The sequence below is a fragment of the Nesterenkonia sp. K-15-9-6 genome (assembly GCF_052656005.1).
The window spans coordinates 161,183-183,093 of the sequence record NZ_JBQYEY010000002.1 but is presented as its reverse complement, the minus strand read 5'-3'; the positions used below and the strand labels follow the sequence as shown (position 1 = coordinate 183,093).

General features: G+C 71.0%; 18 protein-coding genes. 11 read left to right on the top strand and 7 right to left on the bottom strand.

All coding sequences use genetic code 11. From position 1 onward, the window contains the following. Positions 1-83 precede the first annotated feature (83 nt). Complete coding sequence (locus tag SD455_RS02055) at positions 84-821, top strand: DUF305 domain-containing protein (RefSeq protein ID WP_445507096.1); 738 nt, start codon at positions 84-86, stop codon at positions 819-821. Between the two features lie 102 nt (positions 822-923). On the opposite strand, the gene SD455_RS02050 is transcribed toward SD455_RS02055, so the two are convergent. Beyond that, positions 924-2,336: an alkaline phosphatase gene (locus SD455_RS02050; RefSeq protein WP_445507095.1), complete on the bottom strand. Its 1,413-nt coding sequence runs from the start codon at positions 2,334-2,336 to the stop codon at positions 924-926. 255 nt (positions 2,337-2,591) lie between these two features. On the opposite strand from SD455_RS02050, the gene SD455_RS02045 reads away from it, so the two are divergent. The 3 genes from SD455_RS02045 to SD455_RS02035 all read left to right on the top strand — a co-directional run bounded on the left by SD455_RS02045 (position 2,592) and on the right by SD455_RS02035 (position 5,670). After that, on the top strand, positions 2,592-3,197 hold the full coding sequence (locus SD455_RS02045; RefSeq protein WP_070158899.1) for a TetR family transcriptional regulator: 606 nt from the start codon (positions 2,592-2,594) through the stop codon (positions 3,195-3,197). Further along, positions 3,194-4,747 carry an MDR family MFS transporter gene (locus SD455_RS02040; protein WP_445507094.1) on the top strand — a complete coding sequence of 518 codons (1,554 nt, stop codon included), beginning with the start codon at positions 3,194-3,196 and terminating at the stop codon, positions 4,745-4,747. Before SD455_RS02045 ends, SD455_RS02040 begins: the two co-directional genes overlap by 4 nt. Before the next feature lie 80 nt (positions 4,748-4,827). Beyond that, positions 4,828-5,670, top strand: coding sequence for a UbiA family prenyltransferase (locus SD455_RS02035; RefSeq protein WP_085437794.1), 843 nt, complete (start codon positions 4,828-4,830; stop codon positions 5,668-5,670). Positions 5,671-5,726: 56 nt separating this feature from the next. On the opposite strand, the gene SD455_RS02030 is transcribed toward SD455_RS02035, so the two are convergent. The 3 genes from SD455_RS02030 to SD455_RS02020 are packed head-to-tail and all read right to left on the bottom strand — an operon-like array spanning position 5,727 to position 8,708. Then, positions 5,727-6,929, bottom strand: coding sequence for an FAD-dependent oxidoreductase (locus SD455_RS02030; protein ID WP_445507093.1), 1,203 nt, complete (start codon positions 6,927-6,929; stop codon positions 5,727-5,729). Continuing rightward, the gene (locus SD455_RS02025) at positions 6,922-7,614 is read right to left on the bottom strand and encodes a methyltransferase domain-containing protein (protein ID WP_445507092.1); all 693 of its coding nucleotides are present in this window, start codon (positions 7,612-7,614) and stop codon (positions 6,922-6,924) included. Before SD455_RS02025 ends, SD455_RS02030 begins: the two co-directional genes overlap by 8 nt. 11 nt (positions 7,615-7,625) lie before the next feature. Continuing rightward, positions 7,626-8,708, bottom strand: a complete 1,083-nt coding sequence (locus tag SD455_RS02020) for a type III polyketide synthase (protein WP_445507091.1) — start codon at positions 8,706-8,708, stop codon at positions 7,626-7,628. Between the two features lie 274 nt (positions 8,709-8,982). On the opposite strand from SD455_RS02020, the gene SD455_RS02015 reads away from it, so the two are divergent. The 5 genes from SD455_RS02015 to SD455_RS01995 all read left to right on the top strand — a co-directional run bounded on the left by SD455_RS02015 (position 8,983) and on the right by SD455_RS01995 (position 13,917). Continuing rightward, on the top strand, positions 8,983-10,455 hold the full coding sequence (locus tag SD455_RS02015; protein WP_445507090.1) for a purine-cytosine permease family protein: 1,473 nt from the start codon (positions 8,983-8,985) through the stop codon (positions 10,453-10,455). Between the two features lie 56 nt (positions 10,456-10,511). Next, positions 10,512-12,173 (top strand): amidohydrolase, encoded by a 1,662-nt coding sequence (locus tag SD455_RS02010; protein ID WP_445507089.1) that lies wholly within the window; start codon positions 10,512-10,514, stop codon positions 12,171-12,173. Between the two features lie 81 nt (positions 12,174-12,254). Further along, entirely contained in the window at positions 12,255-13,088 is an 834-nt protein-coding gene (locus SD455_RS02005; protein ID WP_070162479.1) for a helix-turn-helix domain-containing protein, read from the top strand. A gap of 46 nt (positions 13,089-13,134) precedes the next feature. Then, the gene (locus tag SD455_RS02000; RefSeq protein WP_070162477.1) at positions 13,135-13,485 is read left to right on the top strand and encodes a VOC family protein; all 351 of its coding nucleotides are present in this window, start codon (positions 13,135-13,137) and stop codon (positions 13,483-13,485) included. A gap of 36 nt (positions 13,486-13,521) precedes the next feature. Then, positions 13,522-13,917 carry an MmcQ/YjbR family DNA-binding protein gene (locus SD455_RS01995; RefSeq protein ID WP_085437792.1) on the top strand — a complete coding sequence of 132 codons (396 nt, stop codon included), beginning with the start codon at positions 13,522-13,524 and terminating at the stop codon, positions 13,915-13,917. A gap of 34 nt (positions 13,918-13,951) precedes the next feature. Here the strand turns inward: SD455_RS01995 and SD455_RS01990 are convergent, their stop codons facing one another. Beyond that, positions 13,952-14,440: an Lrp/AsnC family transcriptional regulator gene (locus tag SD455_RS01990; RefSeq protein WP_070162475.1), complete on the bottom strand. Its 489-nt coding sequence runs from the start codon at positions 14,438-14,440 to the stop codon at positions 13,952-13,954. Between the two features lie 113 nt (positions 14,441-14,553). Here SD455_RS01990 and SD455_RS01985 point away from each other — a divergent pair, with 113 nt between their 5' ends. Together SD455_RS01985 and SD455_RS01980 are read left to right on the top strand one after the other, a co-directional pair. Beyond that, positions 14,554-15,750: a trans-sulfuration enzyme family protein gene (locus SD455_RS01985; RefSeq protein WP_070162473.1), complete on the top strand. Its 1,197-nt coding sequence runs from the start codon at positions 14,554-14,556 to the stop codon at positions 15,748-15,750. 16 nt (positions 15,751-15,766) lie between these two features. Further along, complete coding sequence (locus SD455_RS01980) at positions 15,767-18,175, top strand: transketolase-like TK C-terminal-containing protein (protein WP_445507120.1); 2,409 nt, start codon at positions 15,767-15,769, stop codon at positions 18,173-18,175. A gap of 38 nt (positions 18,176-18,213) precedes the next feature. Here SD455_RS01980 and SD455_RS01975 read toward each other — a convergent pair whose 3' ends face one another. Both SD455_RS01975 and SD455_RS01970 read right to left on the bottom strand, forming a co-directional pair. Continuing rightward, positions 18,214-20,949, bottom strand: a complete 2,736-nt coding sequence (locus tag SD455_RS01975) for a hypothetical protein (protein WP_445507088.1) — start codon at positions 20,947-20,949, stop codon at positions 18,214-18,216. A gap of 22 nt (positions 20,950-20,971) precedes the next feature. Beyond that, positions 20,972-21,889, bottom strand: coding sequence for a LysR family transcriptional regulator (locus SD455_RS01970; protein ID WP_070159037.1), 918 nt, complete (start codon positions 21,887-21,889; stop codon positions 20,972-20,974). Between the last annotated feature and the right edge of the window lie 22 nt (positions 21,890-21,911).

Here is a 21,911-nt window from a genome sequence, read left to right as displayed (position 1 = left end):
TCTCAGTACAGGGCGAAGCTCTCTGGAGCCGGAGTCCTCGGGTGGAACGATGCACTGCCGCCCACCCGAAAGGATGGATCACCATGCCCCGCCGCCGCACGCTGACCGCAACCACCTCTGTCGCTGCCCTCGGACTGCTGCTCCTCACCGCCTGCGACTCTGGGGAAGATGCCGCGCCCCAGGAGGAGCAGGGCCAGGAAGTCGAGCAGGAGGTCGAGCAGGATGAGGCTCACGACGCCGGCCATGACGCCGATCATGACGCCGATCGTGACGATGCTGCTGTCTCCGATGACCACAATGCCGCCGACGTCGACTACGCCCAGGGCATGATCGCCCACCACGAGCAGGCGATCGAGATGTCCGAGATCCTGCTGGAGAACGAAGGGCTCGATCCCGAGCTGGAGAGCCTGGCCGAGGACATCAAGGCCGCGCAGGGTCCCGAGATCGAGCAGATGAACTCCTGGCTCGAGGCCTGGGAGGATGGCGAGCATGCCGACCACGAGGCCGAGGGCCACGCCACGGACGGCCACGCCACAGACGGCCAGGACGGCCATGACGGGCACGGGGACTCGGAGGCGCATGGCGGGCACGACGGCATGCTCACCGAGGATCAGCTCCTGGAGTTCACCGATGCCGAGGGGGCGGAGGCCGAACGGCTGTTCCTGGAGGGCATGATCCTCCACCACGAGGGTGCCGTCGAGATGGCGGAGGAGCACCTGGAGCAGGGCCAGAACCCTGAGGCCCTTGAGCTCTCCGAGCAGGTCATCGAGGATCAGTCCGAGGAGATCGAGCTCATGGAAGGCCTCCTCGAGGACTACTGACCCCTCAAGAACGCGATGGCTCCGCGCTTTGGGCCCTTTTCAGCGCGGATCACGCGTCATAAGGGCCCAAAGCGCGGAGCCATTCTGTGTATGGGCGGGGGCTCAGTCTTCGACGGCCCAGAATCCGTCCATCAGGACGTCGGCCACCACGGTGTTGTCCACGTAGTCCCCGCGCACCGGATCGGTGCCCACGATCTCCTCGAAGAACGCCTCCGAGCCGGCGCCGCGGACGAAGAACGGCACCACCTGGTTGGTGTGGTCGCCCGAGTACCAGCCCAGGTCGGGCAGTTGGCCGGCCTCCCCGGTCATCGGGGTGAAGCCGGGTTGGTGATCGGGGCCGGCCAGGTATCCGGTCTCGTGGTCGGCGGTGACGATCACCAGGGTCTCCTCCCAGGAGGACTCGGTCTCCACCCACTCGACCACGGCGTCGACGGCATCGTTGAAGTCCTGGACCTCCTCGATGTCCCGGGCGGTGTCGTTGGCGTGGCCAGCCCAGTCGATGGCCCCACCTTCGACCATGAGGTGGAAGCCCTCGTCGTTCTGGCTCAGGATGTTCAGCGCGGCCTCGGACATGGTGGGCAGGTCCACCACGGTGTTCTGCTTCACGTCATAGGGCTCCTGTGAGTCCCCGGAGCGTCCGTGCTGCAGGGTGGAGGCGACCTGCGCGATGCCGAAGGCGCGCTCCGGCAGGTGCTGGGCCTTCCCACGGGCGTACGTGGCGAAGTCGGAGTCCTTGTCCGTGAACTCGAACTCCGTCTCACCGCCGGAGAGCCGCTCGTAGTCCTCTTCGGCGATGTAGGTGAACTCGGGGTCCTTGAGCTTCTTGCTGTCGTCGTCGTAGTGAGGGTGCCCGGCGCCGAAGATGACGTCCAGGTCGGAGTCGATCATCTCGTCGGCGATCTCGTGGTAGTTGTTCCGCGACTCATTGTGCGCAGCCCACGCGGCCGGGGTGGCGTGGCTGAAGGGGACGGAGGAGACGACGCCGGCGGAGCGGCCGGTGGCGATGGCCCGTTCGGAGAGGTTCTCGACGACCTCGCCGTCGGCGTCCAGCCCGATCGTGCCGTTGCTGGTCTTCTCTCCGGTGGCCATCGCGGTTCCTGCCGCCGCGGAGTCGGTGGCGCCGGTCTGCACCCAGTCGTGGTCGGACCATGCTGCCTGCGGGTCGTACTCTCCGCCGGCGGCGTAGGTGCTCAGGGCCAACATGTCCCAGTCCTCGTAGGTCTGCACCGCCTCGCCGGGGAGCTCCTCGAGAGTCTCGGGGTCGGCGTCGCCCTCGACCTGGTAGCGGGTCTGGCCGGTCTCGTACAGGTTGGTCGCGGCCAGGTGGTTGTAGCCCATGCCGTCGCCGATCATATAGATGACGTTCTTGGGGCCCTGTTCGGCATCGGCGCTGGCCGGTGCGGGGGCACCCACGCCGGCGAGGGCCGGGGCTGAGGCGCCCAGAGCTGCGGCGCCGAGCGCGACGGCGGCGGCGAGGCTGACGCCTCGGGACAGGTGGGACGGTGCGGGTGACATTCTGCTCCTTCATCGGGGCTGTGCGTTCCGTGGAGGACGTTAGGGCTCGGATGTTCACAGCCCATGGCGTGACGGTGAATCGATGGTGGCGGACGGGTGACCAGGAGATCGGGCGTCGCTGACACGGGCGTCAGGAGGCGGGGGTGTCAGGAGTCGAGGTCGTGTGAGGTGCCATCGGTGTGACGCATCAGACAGAAGTATGCACTTGTGCAAGTTTGCATGAGTGCATATTCTGTACGTGTGCAAGAACCAGTGATGTCTCAGCGAGAACGCAACCGGATCGACACGTGGAATGCGGTGCATGAGGCCGCCCAGGCCATCGCCTGGGACGAGGGCCCGCAGGCCGCCACGGTGGAGCGGATCGCCGCAAGCGCCGGCGTCTCCCGTCGGACGTTCTTCAACTACTTCCCCACCAAAGAGGACGCGATCCTCGGCACCCGGGCGCCCGAGGTCACCGAGGAGGCGATCCGGCGCTTCCGCGGCTCGGAGGCGGACGAGCTCACACGCGTCGTCCACCTCTTCGTCGCCGTCGTGCGCACTGCCATCCCGGAGAGCACCTCCGCGCAGCGGCGCCGCATCATCGCCGAACACCCGGGGCTGCAGAAGCGCGTGGCCCTGCTGCTCTCCGAGGTCGAGCGGCTCGTCGCCGAGGTGATCCAGGCGCGGGTCGACGACGGCGAGGACGTCGCGCTTGCCCAGCCTGACGACGACCAGCGCCTCGAGGCCCTGCTGATGCTCGCCGGCGTCATCGCCAAATTCGCCTTCCACCGTTATCAGGACTCTTCCTCCGCGGAGGACCCGCGCCACTTCCTGGAGGAGTCCATCGCCATGTTCAGAGAGGTCGTGGACACCACCCGATGAGCGCACCAGAGACTGACACGCAGGAGGAGCCCGCCGCACCGGCCCCCGAGTTCCCCCGGCCCGCGGGGCGCGGGCTGGCGCTGATCTTCGCCGCCCTGATGATCGCCATGCTCATGGCATCCCTGGGCCAGACCGTGCTCGCCACGGCGCTGCCCACGATCGTCGGGGAGCTTCACGGCGTGGAGCACATGGCCTGGGTCATCACCGCGTTCATCCTGTCCTCGACCATCATGATGCCGGTCTACGGCAAGCTCGGCGACATGTTCGGCCGCAAGCCGCTCTTCTTGGTGGCCATCAGCATCTTCGTCCTGGGCTCCGCCGTCGCCGGCGCGGCCCAGTCCATGGATGTGCTCATCGCCGCCCGCGTGGTGCAGGGCATCGGCGGCGGCGGTCTGATGATCCTCTCCCAGGCCACCATCGCCGACGTCGTCCCCGCCCGGGAACGCGGCCGCTACATGGGCGTCATGGGTGGGGTCTTCGCCTTCTCCTCGGTGGCCGGGCCGCTGCTGGGCGGTTGGCTCACCGACGGGCCCGGCTGGCGCTGGACCCTGTGGATGAACATCCCCCTGGGCGTGCTCGCGCTGCTCGGCGTTGCGCTGCTGCTGAAGCTGCCGAAGCCTCCGAAGGGCGAGGCAGGGCGGATCGACGTCTGGGGGATGACGCTGCTGGGTGCGGCCACCGCTGCCGTCGTGCTCGTGGCCACCTGGGGCGGAGGGGACTTCGCCTGGACGTCCCCGGTGATCCTGGCGCTGATCGCCGTCGCCCTGGTGGCCGGGCTGCTGTTCGTCTGGGTGGAGTCGCGCGTCGCCGAGCCGGTGCTGCCCCTGATGCTGTTCCGCAGCCGCAACTTCAACCTCACCATGGCCGCCGGGCTCATCACCGGGGTGGCGATGTTCGGCGCCCTGGGATACATGCCCACCTACCTGCAGATGGTCACCGGGTACAGCCCTGCCGAGGCCGGGCTGCTGATGATCCCGATGATGGGAACGCTGCTGATCACCTCGATCATCGTCGGCCGGCGGGTGACGATGACCGGACGGTACAAGCACTTCATGGTCATCGGCAGCATCATCACCGCCGCCGGCCTGGGGCTGCTCTCCACCGTCCACGCCGATTCGCCCATCGTGTTCGTCTGCCTGTACCTGGGTGTGATGGGCCTGGGGCTGGGCAGCACCATGCAGCTGCTGACCCTGGTGGCGCAGAACTCCTTCCCGCTGCGCGCCGTCGGGACCGCCACCGCCGGACAGAACTACTTCCGACAGGTCGGCGCAACCCTCGGTTCGGCGGTCATCGGCTCGCTGTTCGCCACGCGCCTGACCACCATCCTGGCGGACAAGATGCCGGCCGACGCCGTCGGAGAGGGAGGGTCCAGCTCGCTGACTCCGGCGCTGGTGTCTCAGCTTCCTGAGCCGATCCACACCCTGGTGGTGGAGTCCTACAACGAGGCGCTCATGCCGCTGTTCCTGGCGCTGGTGCCGCTGGCGCTGCTCGCCACGGTGTTCCTGCTCTTCGTGAAGGAGAAGGCGCTGGCCACCACCTTGGAGAGGTGAGTCAGACATCACCGTGGCGAGGTGAGTGAGACACTGGCACCGTGATGAGTCCGGTGAGGAGTCCAGCGTCGAGCCCCGTCATGAGGTCGGTGGTGGGCCTGTGGCGGTCCTCCCACCCCGGCCCGACGCTGGTCGTCACGACCCTGGCGGCGGCCCTGGCGCTCGCGGCGGGCGTGGAGACCTGGCGCCTCGTGATGCTCGCCGCGGCGGTGTTCGCGGGGCAGCTCTCCATCGGGATCTCCAACGACGCCATCGACGCCGACCGCGACCGGGCCGTGGGGCGGACGGACAAGCCGATCGCCTGCGGGGAGGTCGGTCTGCGCACCGCATGGACCGCCGCCGTCGTGCTGGCCCTGCTGGCCCTGGGGCTGTCGGTTCCCCTCGGTGCGGGGCTCGCCGCAGCCCATGCCGTGGTGCTGGTGAGCGGATGGTCCTACAACGCCGGTCTGAAGACGGGGCCGCTGTCCATCGCACCCTACATCCTCGCCTTCAGCTGCTTCCCCTCCCTGGCCACCCTGGCGGCCGAGGAGCCGCAGCTCGCTCCCGGCTGGGCGTGGCTCGCCGGAGGCGCGCTGGGCGCGGCGCTGCATCTGACCAACGTCCTGCCCGACCTGGACGACGACGCCCGCACCGGAGTCCGCGGCACGCCCCACCGGCTGGGGTCGAGGACCTCCGTCGGGCTGGCGGCGGCCGCGGTGCTGCTGGGCGCGGCCTCCGCCACATTCGGGCCCGCAGGGGGCAGCATCCCCGACGTCACGGTGATCGGCTGGGTGGTCCTGGTCCTCGTCGTGGCGGTCGTGCTGATCAGCCTGGTGCTCGCGCGGGCAGGGTCCACCGGCCGGGTGCTGTTCCGTCTCGTCATGCTCGCCGCCCTGCTGTTGGCCGCGCAGCTCGTGGCCTCCGGACACGCGCTGGCGCCGTGACATCACCTGCCGTGACATCACCTGCCGTGACATCACCTGCCCGGATCGCCCCCTGATCAGCCGTGACCGGGAGGTCGGCTCCACGTCCTGGCGCCGGCGTCGAATCCCATCGCGTAGGCGCGGGTGAAGAGCTCACGGGCTCCCGGACTCAGCATCGCCCGCAGGCCGCAGCGTCGGAGGGCGTCCCGAGCCGGCGTCGCTGGCCGGCCCAGACGCAGGTTGACTCCCGCCAGCAGCGCCGCCCGGCGGGCCGAGCGCATCCTGGAGAGCTCCCAGCGTCGCAGGTCGGCCTCAGGGGAGACGCCGGTGTGCAGCCAGGCGGCGAGCAGCGGAGCCAGGCCGACGGCGTCGAGCAGTCCCAGATTCATGCCCTGGCCCCCGATGGGGCTGACCTCATGGGCGGCGTCGCCGACGACGAACACCCGTCCCTGGCACATGGTCGGCGCCACCAGGCGCCGCACCGCGAAACCGGTGACCTCGCCGACGGTGGTCTCGCGGACGGTGATGTCGTCGCCGGTGGTCTCGCGGACGGCAGCCCGGCGTCCGGTGGCCGCTCCGCGGTCGGCCAGCGCCTGCTCCATGCGGCCCCGACGTGCGGGCGCATCCAGCGCCGCCCCCGGAGGGTCCCAGGCGACGAATCGCCGGCGCCCTCCAGGGAGGGGGAAGGACTCCAGCACGCCGGCCTCCGTGAGGTGCACCACGGCGGTGGCGCGGGAATCGTCGTCGGGCACCTCAGCATCGGTCATCAGGTAGCGGTCCGGGTAGGTATGGGCCTGCAGCCCCGGGTGTACGAGGTGCCGTGAGCGGGCCCCTCCGGCGAGGACGACCAGCGGGGCGTGCCGCTCCCCGGCGTCGGTGCTCAGCTGCACGGCATCACCGACGGAGGCCAGCCCGGTGACCCGAACCCCGCGCACCGGCTCCGGCGCTGATCGCGCCAGGACCGCCTCGGTGGCGGCCTGCGGGAGCGTCGCGACGAAGGGGAATCGCGCCGAGAGCCGGTCGAAGCGCACAGTGCCGAGCAGGCGCCCGCGGGAGCGTGCCTGCCCGTGGCCGACCCGTACGGCGTGCTCCAGGAGGCCTTCTGTGATCCCGGAGCCCTCCAGGGCGGTGAGCACCGGCGGGTGCACACCGATGGCGCGGGTGCCGGGGCTCGGCTCCGTCCGCTGTTCCAGCAGCTCGACGTCGACTCCGTGGCGCCGCAGCTCACCGGCCATCAACAGTCCCACGGGTCCCGCCCCGACGACGATCACCTCAGGCACGGCCGGGTGCCTCGGCGAGCAGGCGGAACGGTGTCGGCGCGGTGACGGTCCACTCCGGGCCCAGCGCGACCGCGAGCTCCTCGCGCCGGTGGCTGCGTCGGATCGAGCGCAGCCCGTCCGTCCGCAGGAAGGTGCCCGGAGCCAGCGGGGTGATGCCGACCGCGTAGAGCCAGTAGGCCCGTCGGCTCCGCGCGATGTCATTGTGCAGGACCACGCCCGAGGAGAGGGCGCGGGAGGCGCGGGCGAATTCGACCAGCTCGGGCGAGCCCAGGTGGTGGAGCACATGATTGGAGATCACGAGGTCGAAGACGTCACCCCGGTGGAGGAGGTCCTCGGCGTCGGCGCACACGAACGTGGCGCCGGGGATCGCTCGTGCGCATGCCGCCCGGTGCGCCCGCGGGTCCGGGTCGGCGCCCGTCCACTGCACGTCGAGCCGGTCTCGGGCCGCCAGGCCGGCCAGGCGGGCGATGACGTCCCCGCCGCCCGAGCCGAGGTCGAGCACCCGGGCAGGTCGGTCCAGGTCGGCCAGCAGGAGGCGCAGGCGAGCGCGGTAGAGGGAGTCCCAGCCGGAGACCACACGGTTGACGATTCCGAAGCGGCGAAGGGTCGCGTGCAGCCGCTCAGGGTCGCAGTCGGGATCGTCCATGAGTTCGCGCAGCGTGTCATCGCGTCGTGAGAGGTCCATCGGGGGAGGGATCACCTCGTCCTGTGCATCAGGGCGGACTCCACGGTCAGGCCGGGCCCGAAGGCAAGAGCGGCGATCGGACCCTCCACGGCCGGATCCTCCAGGAGTCGTCCCAGGATGAACAGGATCGTCGCGCTGGACATGTTGCCGCAGTCCCTCAGCACCGCGCGGGAGGCCTGCAGCGCCGTGGGCTGCAGCGCGAGCCCCGACTCGACCCTGTCCAGCACGCTGCGCCCTCCGGGGTGGACCGCCCAGATGCCCGGCCGGGCCTCGTCGCCCAGGAGGCGGTCCACGGCGTCGTGGATCTCGCGTCCGATGATCCGCGGGACCTCCGCCGAGAGGGTCATCCGGAAGCCGTGGTCCCCGATCGTCCAAGACATGTCCGACTCACCCTCCCTGGTCAGCGCGGTGGCGAAGCGGTCCAGGACCAGCCCGCCCGTGTCACGGGAGATGTCGCCGGCGGTGACCAGCGCCGCGGCCGCCCCGTCGGCGAACACGGAGGCCGCCACCACCTGCTCCGGGTCCGAGGTCTCGCGGACATGGAGCGAACACAGCTCCACGCACACGACCAGGACGACGGCGCGGGGTCGTCCCTCGGCGATCTGGGAAGCCAGGCGCAGCGCCGGCAGTGCCGCAGCGCAGCCCATGAATCCCAGGTGAGTGCGCTCGACGTCGGGTGGGAGGCCGAGATCACGCACGAGGTGGTAGTCGAGGCCGGGGGCGAAGAACCCGGTGCAGGACACCGTGATCACGTGGGTGATCTGATCGGCGGCGACGTCGCCGCGGGTCAGGGCGTCGCGGGCGGCTGCCGCGGCCAGCGGAGGGGCGGCGCGCCGGTAGAGGTCGTTGCGGACGCCGGTCGTCGGAGACAGCAGCGTGCCGTCCTCGTCGATGAACACCCCGTCGGGCGAACCTGCCAGGCTCTCCAGCGCGGTGTGCCTCGTCTGGATGCCCGAGGCGTCGAAGGCGCCCCCGATGAGGCGGCGGGTGAGCCGGTCCGCGCCGGGCTGACGGGAGAAGAAGGCGCGCAGATCCGACTGCGCCGCCGAGGTCCCCGGCAGCGCCGTCCCGATGGAGATGATCCGCGCAGACATGTGCCCACTTAACCATGCACACGACCTCGCCGTCGGGCTCCGGGGGAGGCGGCCCCCTTGCGTTAAATGAACGACAGTCATATTGTGAGGCATACCGCATGACGCGGGTCACAGGTGGCGGCCGCCTCAACGGCGCGGCGACCGTCACCCGACCCGCCCGCCCGGGCACCGCCGGGCGGGCGTCCCCTTCACCTGCGACGCCGCCGTCGAGCCGCACTCCGCCACCGCGCGGAGGTCCCGACTCGTCGCGCACCGTTCCACCGAAAGGCACCCCATGCCCGCCACACCCGTCGAGGAGCCGGAGACCCGGCTCGGACCGGCCGCGACCAGCGCCGGCGCCGCCCGACCGGCAGAGTCCGGAACACCCACCCAGCCGGAGACCCGAGGCATCGAGCTCATCGACGAGTCGAGCCGCCGGGGACGGCCCGGGGCCCTCTTCTGGGTCTGGGCCGCACCCAACGCCAGCTTCCTGACGTTCACCATGGGCGCGGTGATGATCGCCGTGCTGGGCCTCTCCCTGGTCCAGGCGTTCATCGTCATCGCCGCGGCCTCCGTGGGGTGGATCCTCACCGGGATCATCGCGGTCAGCGGCCCGGCCGCCGGCACCTCGGGGTCGGTCATCAGCCGAGCCATGTACGGCGTGCTGGGCAACAGGCTCGTCGTGGGCCTCTACGGCTGGCTGCTGGCCGCCGTCTACCTCTCGCTGACCTGGTCCGCGGCCTCCATCAACGGGCTCGGCCTGCTGGGCCGGATGGGTCTGGCGCAGACGGCGACCCTCGGGGTCGTCGTGGTGCTGGTGGTCTCCGGGCTCACCGTGCTGGTGGCCGTCTACGGGCATGGGCTGATCCTGAAGACCTACCCGTACATCACCAACTTCCTGGTGGTCATGTTCGTGATCACCTCGCTGTTCATGATCCCGCACTTCGACCTCAGCCACACCCCGGCCGAGCCGCTGGGCGGCATGCAGCTGGCCATGATGATGACCATCGGCTTCACCATGCTCGTGTCCACCCCGGTGTCCTTCATCAACAGCCCTGACATGGCCCGCTACCTGCCGAAGGAGACCCCCGGCTGGCGGGTGGCCGCCGCCACGGCCCTCGGCGGGTCGCTGCCCGGCATCGTCTTCACCTCGGTCGGGGCCCTGATCGCCACCGGGGCCGGCTTCGACATGGTCCTGGATCCCATGGGCGCCTTCGACGCCGGACTGCCCGGCTGGTTCTTCCCGCTGTTCACCATCGCGGTGATCGTGGCGGCCATCGCCCTGAACGCGATGACCACCTACAGCGCCTCGATGGCCCTGCAGGCCCTGGGCATCCCGATCCGCCGGATCCCCTCGGCGCTCATCATCGCCGTCATCGGCACCGCACTGACCATCGTCTCCGTGGCGATCTACGACTTCACCACGGCGGTCTCCCAGATGCTCCAGGTCATCGTGGTCGCCGCCGGTCCGCTCATGGCGGTCTTCGTGGCCGACGTACTGATGCGCCGCGGCCGGTACGACGGCGTTGACCTCCTGGACGCCTCGCCGTCGAGCAGCTTCTGGTACCGGAAGGGCTGGAACCTGGCCGGGCTGCTGAGCTTGGTGCTGGGCGGCGTCGCCTCCGCGATGTGCCTCAACAGTGAGGTCTACGTGGGTCCGGTGGCCGCGGCCACCGGGCTGGACCTGTCCATTCCGGCCGGGCTCGTGATCGCCGCCGGCAGCTACGTGCTGCTCTCCCGCACGCGCCTGACCGCCCATGTCGCCTGACCGCCCACGTCGCCTGACCACCTGTCTCGCCTGAGCCACGAGGAGCCTCACCCACCATGGTGACCACGATCTACCGCAATGCCACGATCTTCACAGCCGACGACGCCGGCACCCCCGGCGCCCCCGGTGCGCAGGCGGAGGCCTTCGCGGTCTCCGCGGGCCGGTTCACCCATGTGGGCGGCCTGGAACAGGTGCGGGAACAGGCGCGAGCCGGCGTCGCCGCCGACGGTGACGAGGTGCTCGAGGTGGACCTCGGCGGACGGTTCGTCGGACCCGGCATCATCGACTCCCACACGCACCTGACCACGTTCGGGGAGGCCGTGGGGAAGGTGCAGCTGCGGGACTGCCGCACGCTGGAGGAGATCCGCCAGCGGCTGCTCGCCGCCCATCGGGCCGACCCGCGGACGCCTCGGATCCTAGGTGCGGGCTGGCTCTTCGACGCCGTCGGGGACGAGCACCCCACGGCGGCGATGCTCGATGAGGTGCTCCCGGATGTGCCGGTGTACCTGGACGCCAACGATCTGCACTCGGTGTGGGTCAACACCGCCGCCCTGGAGGAGATGGGCATCGACGCCCACAGCCCGGACCCGGTGGGCGGACGCATCGCCCGGGACGCCGAAGGGCGCGCCACCGGCATGCTCTACGAGACCGCCGGCCGACAGTACGCGCGGAACTTCCTGGAGCGGATCACCACCCCCGAGGACCAGGTCCGATTCCTCGAGCTAGCCTTCGCGGCCTATCTGGAGTCGGGGGTGACCACAGTGACCGACATGGCCATGAACCGGGCCGACGTCGCCGCGATCCGTGCCCTGGTCGCCCGAGACGGCGGACTGCCGTTCCCGGTCACGGCGCATATGATCATCGAGCCAGGGGAGGACACCGCGGCGGATCTGGCCGGGATCGAGGAGATCGTGGCCCTGCAGCAGGAGATCGCCGTCGGGCCCGAGGCGGACTGGTTCCGGATCGCCGGGGTGAAATTCATCATGGACGGCGTCATCGACGCCTGCACGGCGACCATGCGGGCCCCCTACGCAGACGGGACGAACTGTGACCCGATCTGGACCGCCGAGCGGCTGCGTCCGGTGGCGCACGCGGCCGACGAGGCCGGACTGCAGATCGCGATGCATGCCATCGGGGACCGTACCAGCGAGATCGCCCTCGACCTGCTGGAGGACTGCGCGATGCGGCGGCACCCCCGGCGCCACCGCGTGGAGCACCTGGAGACCGTCACCGAGGAGACCATCGGACGCATGGCCCGACTCGGAGTGACCGCCTCCATGCAGCCGGTGCACTGCGACCCGGCCATCATGGACAACTGGAAGGCCGTGCTCGGAGACCACCGCAGCGAGGAGGGCTTCCCCTGGAAGATGGTCCGCGACGCCGGGGTGGCCATCACCCTGGGCACCGACGCCCCCACCGCGCCGCACGAGGCGCTGCCGAACCTCTACATCGCCCTGACCGGCGGCTCCGCGATGTCGCCCGAGCTGCCGCCGTACCACCCGGAGCGGGCCTTCACCCCGGAGGAGGCGCTGACCGCGCTCACCGCGGGGGGAGCCTGGGCCGGAGAGATGGAGCACCTGCGCGGACGGATCCGGCCCGGGCTGGAGGCGAACTTCCTGGTGCTCGACGCCGACCCGCGCCGGGAGGCGCCCGAGGCCCTGCTCAGCACACAGGTGCACAGCACCTACGTCCAGGGAGTGCAGCGGCACCGGCGCTGACTCGGAGCTGTCTCCCATACGGGGTGCGGAACGAGCCGGGACTCCTTCCTCGTGGGGCGGAGACGTGGTGGACTGCGCGGTGTGACCGAGTACAGGAGGTTCCCGCCGGCGGCGGCCCTGGCCCACGTCGTCGAGCACTACTGGTCTGTCGTCTCGGAAGCGCCGGTTTCGGAGGCGCCGATCCCTCCGGCGGCGTCGCCACGACTGGCCGCGGTGCTGGTCCCCAACGGTCGGCCCACACTCCAGTTCTGTCTCGGTGCCCCCGGGACCCGTCGCGCCCTGGACGCCCCGCCGGTGTCGAACGCGGACGTCTACCTGCCGGTGAGCACCCGCCCCTTGGTGATTGAGCAGGAGGGCCCCTCACACTATGTCGGTGTGCAGTGCACCCCGTGGGGAGGGCGGGCGCTGTTCCCGCAGCTCACGGGCGAGCAGCCCGTCCAGGTGGAGGACGCCGCCGGCTCGTTGCCGGACAGGCGAGGGCTCGCGGAGGACCCCATCGGCGCGCTCGACGCCTGGCTCAGCGCTCTGGGGTCCTCGCCGATCCCCCAGGAATCGCTGCTGGCCGCCGCCGTCAGGCGCATCGACGCCGATCCTTCCGAGGTGGAGGTCAGCGCCCTGTGCCGTGAGCTCGCGATCTCGGCATCCACGCTGTACCGCGCGTTCCGGCGCGGCATCGGCCTCGCCCCGAAGCAGTACATCCAGGTCATGCGACACCGGGCGTTCACCGACCGGCTCCTGGCCGAGACGGACGGGGAACCGGCCGCGCTGGCCGCCGCCCTGACCGGCTACGCCGACCAGCCGCATGCCGCGCGGGAGTTCGCCCGATTCACCGGTATGACGGTGTCCTCCTTCCGGGACACCTATGACGGCATCGCCCGGCTCATGGCCCGCACCGACGAGGTCGCCGCGCACTGACCGATTCGTTCAAGGCAGCCGCGCACGGCGTCCCTACGCTGGAGCCATGGGACACATCATGCACGTCGAGCTGACCAGTGCGGCGCCCCAGGCGACCGCAGACTTCTACTCCCGGGCCTTCGGGTGGCGCACGGAGGCGTCGCCCTTCCTCCCGGACTACCTGCTGGCGCAGACCGGTGACGGGCCCGGAATCGATGCGGCCATCATGAGCCGCGAGCACCAGGAGCAGGCCGCCATCATCTGGATCCAGGTGGAGGACATCGACGCCGCCCGCGCCGCCGTGACGGAGGCCGGAGGTGATGCGTCAGGAGAGGTCCATGACCTCCCCGGGGAGGGACGGGTCGGGTACGTCACCGACCCCGACGGCGTGGTGCTCGGACTCAAGCAGCCCGCCTGAGGGCTCCGGCGGCGGGCATGCCTCTACAGTGGAGGCATGGAGGAGACCCTCACCGGACGCCGCATCCAGCAGGTCGCCGCAGCCGCCGCCCGGCAGCTGCCCTGGGTCACGTGCACCCACCCGTTCGGGGAGGAGCACGACGTCTACAAGGTCCGCGAGAAGGTCTTCCTCATGGCCACCGACGTCACCGGAGAGCCGATCATCACCCTGAAGGCTCAGCCCGATGCCTCCGAGGTGCTACGCGAGGAGTTCCCCAGCATCCGCCCCGGCTATCACATGAACAAGCGGCACTGGATCTCCGTGGCCGAAGGACCGGGCGTGACCGCTGAGCTGATCGAGGAGCTGGTGGTGACCTCCTACGACCTGGTGGTCTCCACCATGGTCGTCTCACGCCAGCCGATCCGCTTCGGCCTGGGTCCCGACGACGGCTGATCGGGCAGGGTGCCCGTGGCGCCCGGGCGCCCGCTCACGGCGCCTCGGGGATCCAGGTCCCGCGCCGGGAATCGAACACGATGTGGGTCTCCGTGTTGCGGATCGCCGGGTGGACCGTGATGTGGTCCAGCACGAAGTTCTTCAGCTCCTCGGCGCTGCGCACCGCCACGGTGAGCATGAAGTCCGCCCGCCCGGTCAGGTGCACCACTTGCAGCACATGGGCCGTGGTGACCATGCTGTCCAGGAACTGGTCCACCGCTTCGCGGGAGTGGCTGCTCATATACACCGTGATGACGGCTTGGAGGGAATAGCCGAGCTGGGCATGGTCCAGGTCCAGCCGCGGAGGGCCGATGGTGCCCGCATCGCGCAGCCGCCGGCGTCGGTACGCGCAGGTGGACTCCGCCACGCCGAGCCGGGAGGCCAATGCCTTGTTGGTCAGCTCTGGGCTGGCGCTGAGTGCGGCGATGAGGGCGTGATCGAGCCCGTCCAGGGTCTCCGGCGTGAGTTGCCGACTCGACGACATGACCCCTCCTTCCGTTCGTCAACTATGCCGAGAACGCAGCATATCTCGTGATGGATGAGCATGTAAGCAAGATGTCTTGCTGAAGACTGTGTCCTCAGCAATCATCATGACCCATGAGACGCGAATCACACAGCCTGGACACGGCCGCGGTGCACGCCGGTCGTGACGACCTCGCCGCCCTCGGCGTCCACGCACTGCCCCTGGGCCTCTCCACCACGAACCCGCTGCCCGGCATCGAGGCCGGCGGGCTCTCCTATGAGGCGCTGGCCTCTGGGGGTGAGATGCCCGAGGGCGGCAGCGCGGTCTATGCGCGCCTCTGGAACCCGACCGTGGCGCGCTTCGAGGACGCCCTGGCCACCATGGAGAACGCCGAGGCCGGAGTGGCGTTCTCCTCCGGGATGGCCGCCGTCACCGCGTCGGTGCTGGCGCTGTGCCTGGGCGAACAGAAGCCGCATGTGGTCGCGGTCCGCCCACTCTACGGGGGCACCGATCACCTGCTGGCCTCTGGGATGGTGGGAACCGAGGTCACCTTCTGTGCCGCGCATGAGGTGGCCGCCGCGGTCCGTCCGGACACGGGGCTGATCATGCTGGAGACCCCGGCCAACCCGACCCTGGAGCTGGTGGACATCGCCGACGTCGTCGCCCAGGCCTCCGGCGTCCCGGTGCTGGTGGACAACACCTTCGCCACACCCGTGCTGCAGAACCCGCTGGACCACGGGGCCGCGCTGAGCCTGCACAGCGCCACCAAGTACCTCGGCGGCCACGGAGACGCCGTCGGCGGGGTGGTGGCCTGCTCGGAGGAGATCGCCGCCGGCCTGCGGCAGGTCCGGGCCATCACCGGCGGGATCCTGCACCCGCTGGCCGCCTACCTCTTCCACCGGGGGTTGGCCACGCTGCCGGTGCGGATGCGCGCGCAGCAGGACTCCGCCCGGCGGATCGTGGACTGGCTCTCCGGCCACGACGCCGTCGCCGAGGTCTGCTACCCGGGTCTCCACGGCGATCCCGCCGGGGTGCTCGGGAGGCAGATGCGGGGCACCGGTGCGATGATCGCCATCCGGCTGCGCGGCGGCTACGCGGCCGCCGAACGGCTCGCCGGGGACGTCTCCCTGTTCACCCACGCGGTCTCCCTGGGCGGGGTCGACTCCCTGATCCAGCACCCGGCGGCGCTGACCCACCGGCCCGTGGCCGCCGAGGCGAAGCCCGATGCCGACGTCGTCCGGCTCTCCATCGGGTTGGAGTCTCCGGAGGATCTGATCGCCGACCTCGCCGGTGCGCTGGTGTCTCCGGCGCTGATCGGGGAGGATCGGTGACGTGGACCACAGACCGATGACGACGCACCCGATGGACGAGGACCGGCAGTTCGAGACCTCGGACCAGTACGACCCGCCGACGACGAACTCGCGACCCCTGCGGGCCTCCTCCTCCGCCGACGCCACCGTGCTCGACGAGATCGCCCAGCGCGTGCTGTGGCTGGCCACCGGCATCATCGACGCCGCCAATCGCGGGCGGGAGAACACCGACGGGCTCAAGGTCGGCGGGCACCAGTCCTCCTCGGCCTCGATGGTCGGCATCATGACCGCCCTGTGGTTCTCCCAGCTGACCAGCCGGGACCGCGTCTCCGTGAAGCCGCATGCCTCCCCGGTGCTGCACGCCATCAACTACCTCCTCGGCGACCTCGACGCCTCCTATCTGACCCGGCTGCGGTCCCTGGGCGGGCTGCAGCCCTATCCCTCCCGGTCCAAGGACCCGGACACCGTGGACTTCTCCACGGGGTCGGTCGGCATCGGCGCCACCGCGCCCGTCTGGGCGGCCCTGTCTCACCGCTACCTGGCCAGCCGCATCGAGGACACCCCTCCGGCCGGGCGCTTCTACTCGCTGCTCGGGGACGCCGAGATGGACGAGGGTGCGGTGTGGGAGGCCATCATCGACCCCGAGGTGCGCCAGCTCGGCGAGGTCGTATGGATCGTGGACCTCAACCGCCAGTCCCTGGACCGCGTCATCCCGGACTCCCAGATCCAGCGGCTGCGGGGCATGTTCGCCGCCGCCGACTGGCAGGTCATCACCTGCCCGTGGGGCCGCCGACTCCAGGAGACCTTCTCCCGCCCCGGCGGCGAGGTGCTCGAGCAGCGCATGCGCACCATGCCCAACGAGGAGTACCAGCGGATCCTGCGCGCCCACCCTGCGGAGATCCGTGACCGTCTGCTGCGCGGCTGCCCCGCGCAGGACGCCGCCGCGCTGACCGAGCTCCTCGCCGGTCACGACGACGGCGCGCTCGCCGAGCTCGTGCGCGACCTCGGAGGTCATGACCTTCAAGAGCTGCAGGCCGCGTTCGCCGCCATCGACGACACGCGGCCCACGGTGGTGTTCGCCTACACGATCAAGGGCCGTGGACTGGCCACCGAGGGGCACCCGAACAACCACGCCGCACAGCTCACCGAGGAGCAGATGCAGGAGCTGGCCGAGGCCTCCGGCACGTCGCTCCAGGACCCGTGGGTCCGCTTCCCGGAGGACACTGCCGCCGGCCGGCTGTGCACCGAGGTGGCCCGGCGGCTGGCCCGAGAGCCCATCACCCCGGCCGTGCCCCCGACCGTCCCGGCCGAGCTCGGGTGGAGTCCGAAGGCGGTGACCTCCACTCAGGCCTCTCTGGGTCGTTTCCTCTCCGATCTGCGCCGCGCGTCACCCGAGGTGACGGATCGGGTGGTCACCGTCAGCCCCGACGTCGCCAGCTCCACCAACCTGGGCGGGTGGATCAACAAGACCGGGGTGTGGTCCCTGGCCGGGCGGCACGACTGGTTCTCGGATGACAGGGAGCGGCTGCTCAAATGGCAGGAGAAGCCGCAGGGCCAGCACATCGAGCTCGGGATCGCCGAGGTCAACCTGGTCAGCCTGGCCGGGGAGCTGGGGCTGACGGGAGAGCGCTGGGGTCAGCCGCTGATCCCCATCGGGGTGCTCTACGACCCGTTCATCAACCGGGCGCTGGAGCCGTGGACCTTCGGGCTCTACGCGGGAGGCCGCTCCCTCATGATCGGCACCCCCTCCGGGGTGACCCTGGCGCCCGAGGGCGGGGCGCATCAGTCCATCAACACACCCTCGGCGACCCTGGAGATCCCCGGGCTGACCAGCTGGGAGCCCGCCTTCGCCCAGGATGTGGAATGGGTGATGCTCGAGGCCATGCGGGACCTGCTGGACCCCGACGGCGGCTCCGCCTATCTGCGGCTGTCCACCCGTCCGGTGGACCAGTCCCTGGCGCAGGTGCCGGAGGACGAGCTGCTGCGCCGTCGTCGTCGGGAGCAGGTGGTGGCCGGCGGGTACCGGCTCTCCGCGCATCCTGCTGCCGAGGACGACGTGACCCTGGTGGGGGCCGGCGCGATCATGACCGAGGTGTGCGCGGCCGCCGACGCCCTGGCGGGGCACGGCGTGCGCGCCGGCGTGGTGTGCGTGACCAGTCCGAGCCGGCTGTTCCGTGCGCTGCGGGCCCGCCGCGAGGTGTCGGTGACGCCGCGCTCGGCGATCCTGGAGACGCTGTTCCCCGCGGCGCATCCCCGGCCGCTGGTCACCGTGATGGATGCCCACCCGCACACGCTCGCGTTCCTGGCCGGAGTGCGCGGCGATGAGACCCACACGCTGGGGGTCACCGCGTTCGGGCAGGCCGGCACCATGGCGGAGATGCACCGGCTGCACGGCATCGACGAGGACTCGATCGCCTCGGCCGCCCTGGGGCTCCTGGGCCGCTGAAGGGCTGTCCCTCCCGTCGGCTCCAGAGGCAACCTGGCCTAGCGCTGGGTGCGCAGCAGGTCCTCGGCGCGGACGGCCACGTCGGTCTCGCGGGCGGCCAGAGTGTCGATGAGCTTCTCCACATGGACCACGCGGGACTCCCAGTCCTCGCCGCGCTGCTCGCGGCGGGGGAGGCGCTCCAGGGCTTGGACCTCGCGCCAGGCGGTGGCCAGCGCGGCCTCGTGGAGGCGCTGGTCGGCCTCTTCGGCGCGGCCTGCGGTGGGGGAGTCGCCGCCCAGGACGGCGACCATGTCTAGCCGGGAGAGGTCGAGGCCGAGGGCCAGCTCGTCGAGCCGCGAGCGCAGTCCGGCCAGCTGACGCCGCACCCGGCGGGTCCCGATTCCGCGACGCCCGGCCTCGGCCACGGCGACGCCGATCATCAGCAGCGTCTGGGCGCCGGACCAGGTGGCGACCGCCACGAGCCAGAACAGGGAGGTGGTGTCCACCTTCACCGACTCCTGGTGGTTGTACTCCATGGCGCGGCCCAGGTCCTGCAGGGTGTTCGCCACCTGGTCGCCCAGGGTGATCTCGAAGTCGCCGCCGCCGGACACCAGCAGGTCCGTGGCGCGGAAGGAGTAGGCGCCCAGGCGGCTGTCCACGCCCGAGCTGATCTCTCCGGTCATCGTGTAGCCCACCGCGAAGGTGTTCTCGTCGAGCAGCCAGACCGGCAGGATCCCCTGACCCAGGGCCACCTCCCCGGTGGCGGGGTCCAGGGCCTCGGGGTCTTCGGCGCCGACCTCCTCCTTGATCCGCGCGTGAGCGTTCACGATGTCCCAGTAGTCGATGTCGATGCGGTAGTCGTGATCCGCGCGCGGCGTGTAGCTGATGTAGTCATCGGCGGGCAGCAGCGCCACATGCAGGTCGAGATGGTCCGGCAGCAGGGCGGCATCCTCGCTGAACTCGACGCTGCGGGCCATGGACTCCCGCACGTACTCCAGAGTCAGGGAGTCCTGGTTGGAGGGTCGGATGTCGGAGGGCTCCTCGAACTCCGGGACGGCGCCGAGGTCGCCGACGACGTCCAGGGCCGCCAGAGGCTGGTCGCCTTCCAGGGTCCGGCCGAAGGCGGTGTTCACGTCGGCGCGCTCGACGGCGGCCCATCCGGTGAGCAGCCCGGCCGCCACCGGGAGGATCATGCCGACGGTGGCGACCACGGCCTGCCAGCCCTCCTCGCTGATGCCGCCAGTCGAATGTTCTGCGGAGAGCTCGGTGTGGTCGAGTGCCGCCAGCACGCGCTCGGCGGACCACATCGGCCCACCCGCGGCGCCGTGCTGCAGTCCCAGGGTGGAGCGCAGCTCGTCCAGTGAGTCCGAGGCTCCTGCGGAGCTGGCCTGCACACGACGGCGGACCCGCTCCTCCGCGTCACGGCGGAGCGCCTTCTTCCCGGGGTGGTCCTCGCGGCGATGGGTCTTCAGGGCCCCGCTCAGGGCGGTGCAGGCGCCGACGATGCGCCGCTCCACCGCCTCCCACCTCTCCAGCAGCTCGGCGTGCTCGGCGACCAGACGCGCGCCGTCGCTGTCGCCGTCGTCACCGCCGCTTCTCGCGGGGATCGTCGCGGCCTCCTGGTTCAGGGCCAGCAACTCGTCGCGGGCACTGCGGAGGCGGTCCAGGCTCTCCCCGGTGCCCTCCCCTGCGGCCCGGGCGAGTCGACTTCGCTGGGCGAGCACCTCGTCCACCGACTGCAGCAGCGGCAGCGCCAGCCGGTCCAGCACCGAGCCGGAGCCGGCGTGCCCGGCGCGCAGCTCCGAGGCGGCGGCCAGGGCGTCGGCCCGCCGTTGAAGCTCGGCGGTCTCCTGGTCGAACTGTTCCAGGTCGGACCAGTCCGGAGTCTCACCGACGGTCTGGCCCGAGGAGCCGCGCGGAGCCGGGCCGCCCAGCCAGGCATGCTCCAGCTCCTGCTCCCGGCGGGCCAGGCGCAGACTGTCCGTCCGGATACGGTCCCAGTCGGACTCCAGGGCGGCCACGGCGTCGTCGTCGGATGCGCCTCCGGAGGGTGAGTCGGCGAGCGCGGCGCGGGCGGCCTCGAAACGCAGCTCGAGGACGTCGAGCTCCAGGACCACGCGGGCCAGGCGCAGCTTCGCCCGGGAGAGGCGTCGCAGGCGCCGTCGTTCCAGGCCCCGGGCGCGCACCCAGCCGAAGAGGAGCGCGACGCCGGCCAGCAGGGGCAGCGCGGCCGCGGAGACCCACGTCGCCGGCGAGCGGCCGCCCTCGTCGAAGTGCAGGTCCGCCGCCGTCAGCGCCGCCCCGACCACGGCGTTGGGCCCGTGGCCGATGGTGCGGTTGTTCACGAAGGTCTCGCGCACCGTGGAGGCCACCGAGTAGCGATCATCGGAGTCGAGGCCGCTGATGCCCACGCGGGTGGCGTCGGCGAGGAACAGGTCGGGGTCCTCCGGGTCGTCGCCCACGGAGAGGATCATCTCGGCGTCGTCGATCTCGCCGTGCATGTACTCGTCCCACTCGAGCTCGCGGTCCACCACCCGCACGGTGAACGGCTGGTAGCTGGCCACCCGGCCCTCGGCGGCGGCCTCCACCGTCTCCTGGGAGATCCCGTAGGGGAGGTCGTCCTCCACGATGAAGGACACCTCGGCCTCCGGCTCGGCGGTGACGCGCTCATAGCCCACGACGCCGATCCCCACGGAGGCGCCGGCCAGCCCGAGGGCCAGAGTGGGGGCGACCCAGGCGGGGAGTCGGCCGATGACGTCGACGGGCGAGGGTCCGCCGGAGGAGGTGCGCGTCATCGCCTCAGTGTACGAGATCCCGTCAGGCCTGGGCCGGTGCGGAGTCGGAGCAGTGGGCCTGGAGCGCACGCATCGCGGCCGCCACTCGCGGGTTCTCCTCCGAGCCTCGGCGACGGGCGAGCAGGATCCGACGTCGTGGCACGGGAGATCCGGCCAGGGGGACCTGGACGACGTCGGGATGCGGGATCGTCATCGCCAGCCGGGGCACCGCGGCGATGCCGGCACCGGCTGCCACCAGCGCGGTCGTGGCGGTGAACTCCTGCGCCAGGTGGGCGACCCGCGGGGCGTAGCCGACGGCCCGGGTGGCGGCCAGCAGCTCGGCATAGGCGTCCTGGTGCGGATGCCCGGTGATCCAGTCCTGGTGGGCGGCGTCCTGGAGGGTGACCGTCTCCGCCGCGGCGAAGGGGTGGGCCCGGGGGACCAGCAGGTCGAGGGGGTCATCCTGGAGGCCGGTCACCGTGAGGTGATCTGCGGACAGCCCGCCGGTGGAGTCGTCGGCCACGTAGATGCCGAGGTCCACCGCCCCGGACTCCAGGGCGGCCACGAGCTCGCCGGAGTAGACCTCCTTGACCACCGGGCGCAGCTGGGGGTGCTGAGCCCGCAGGCCGGGGAGGGCCGGGGCGATGATCGAGGAGATGGCCGTGGGGAACCCGCCGATGCTGATCGGTCCGCACAGCTGTGTGGCGGCGGTCGCCACATCACCGAGGGCGGTCTCCCACTGGGCGTTGAGCGCGCGGGCGTGGGCCACCAGCCGCTCGCCCGCCGGGGTGAGGCGGACGCGCCGCCCGTGACGTTCCAACAGGTCGACGTCGAGCTCGCGGGCCAGTTCCTTGAGCTGCCGGGAGACTCCGGAGGGGGTGCGGTACAGAGCCTCGGCGGCGGCCGTGACCGTGCCGTGCTCACAGACGGCGATGAGCAGCTGGAGGCGCGAATCAATCATGTACCTATAGTGCATGAAATCA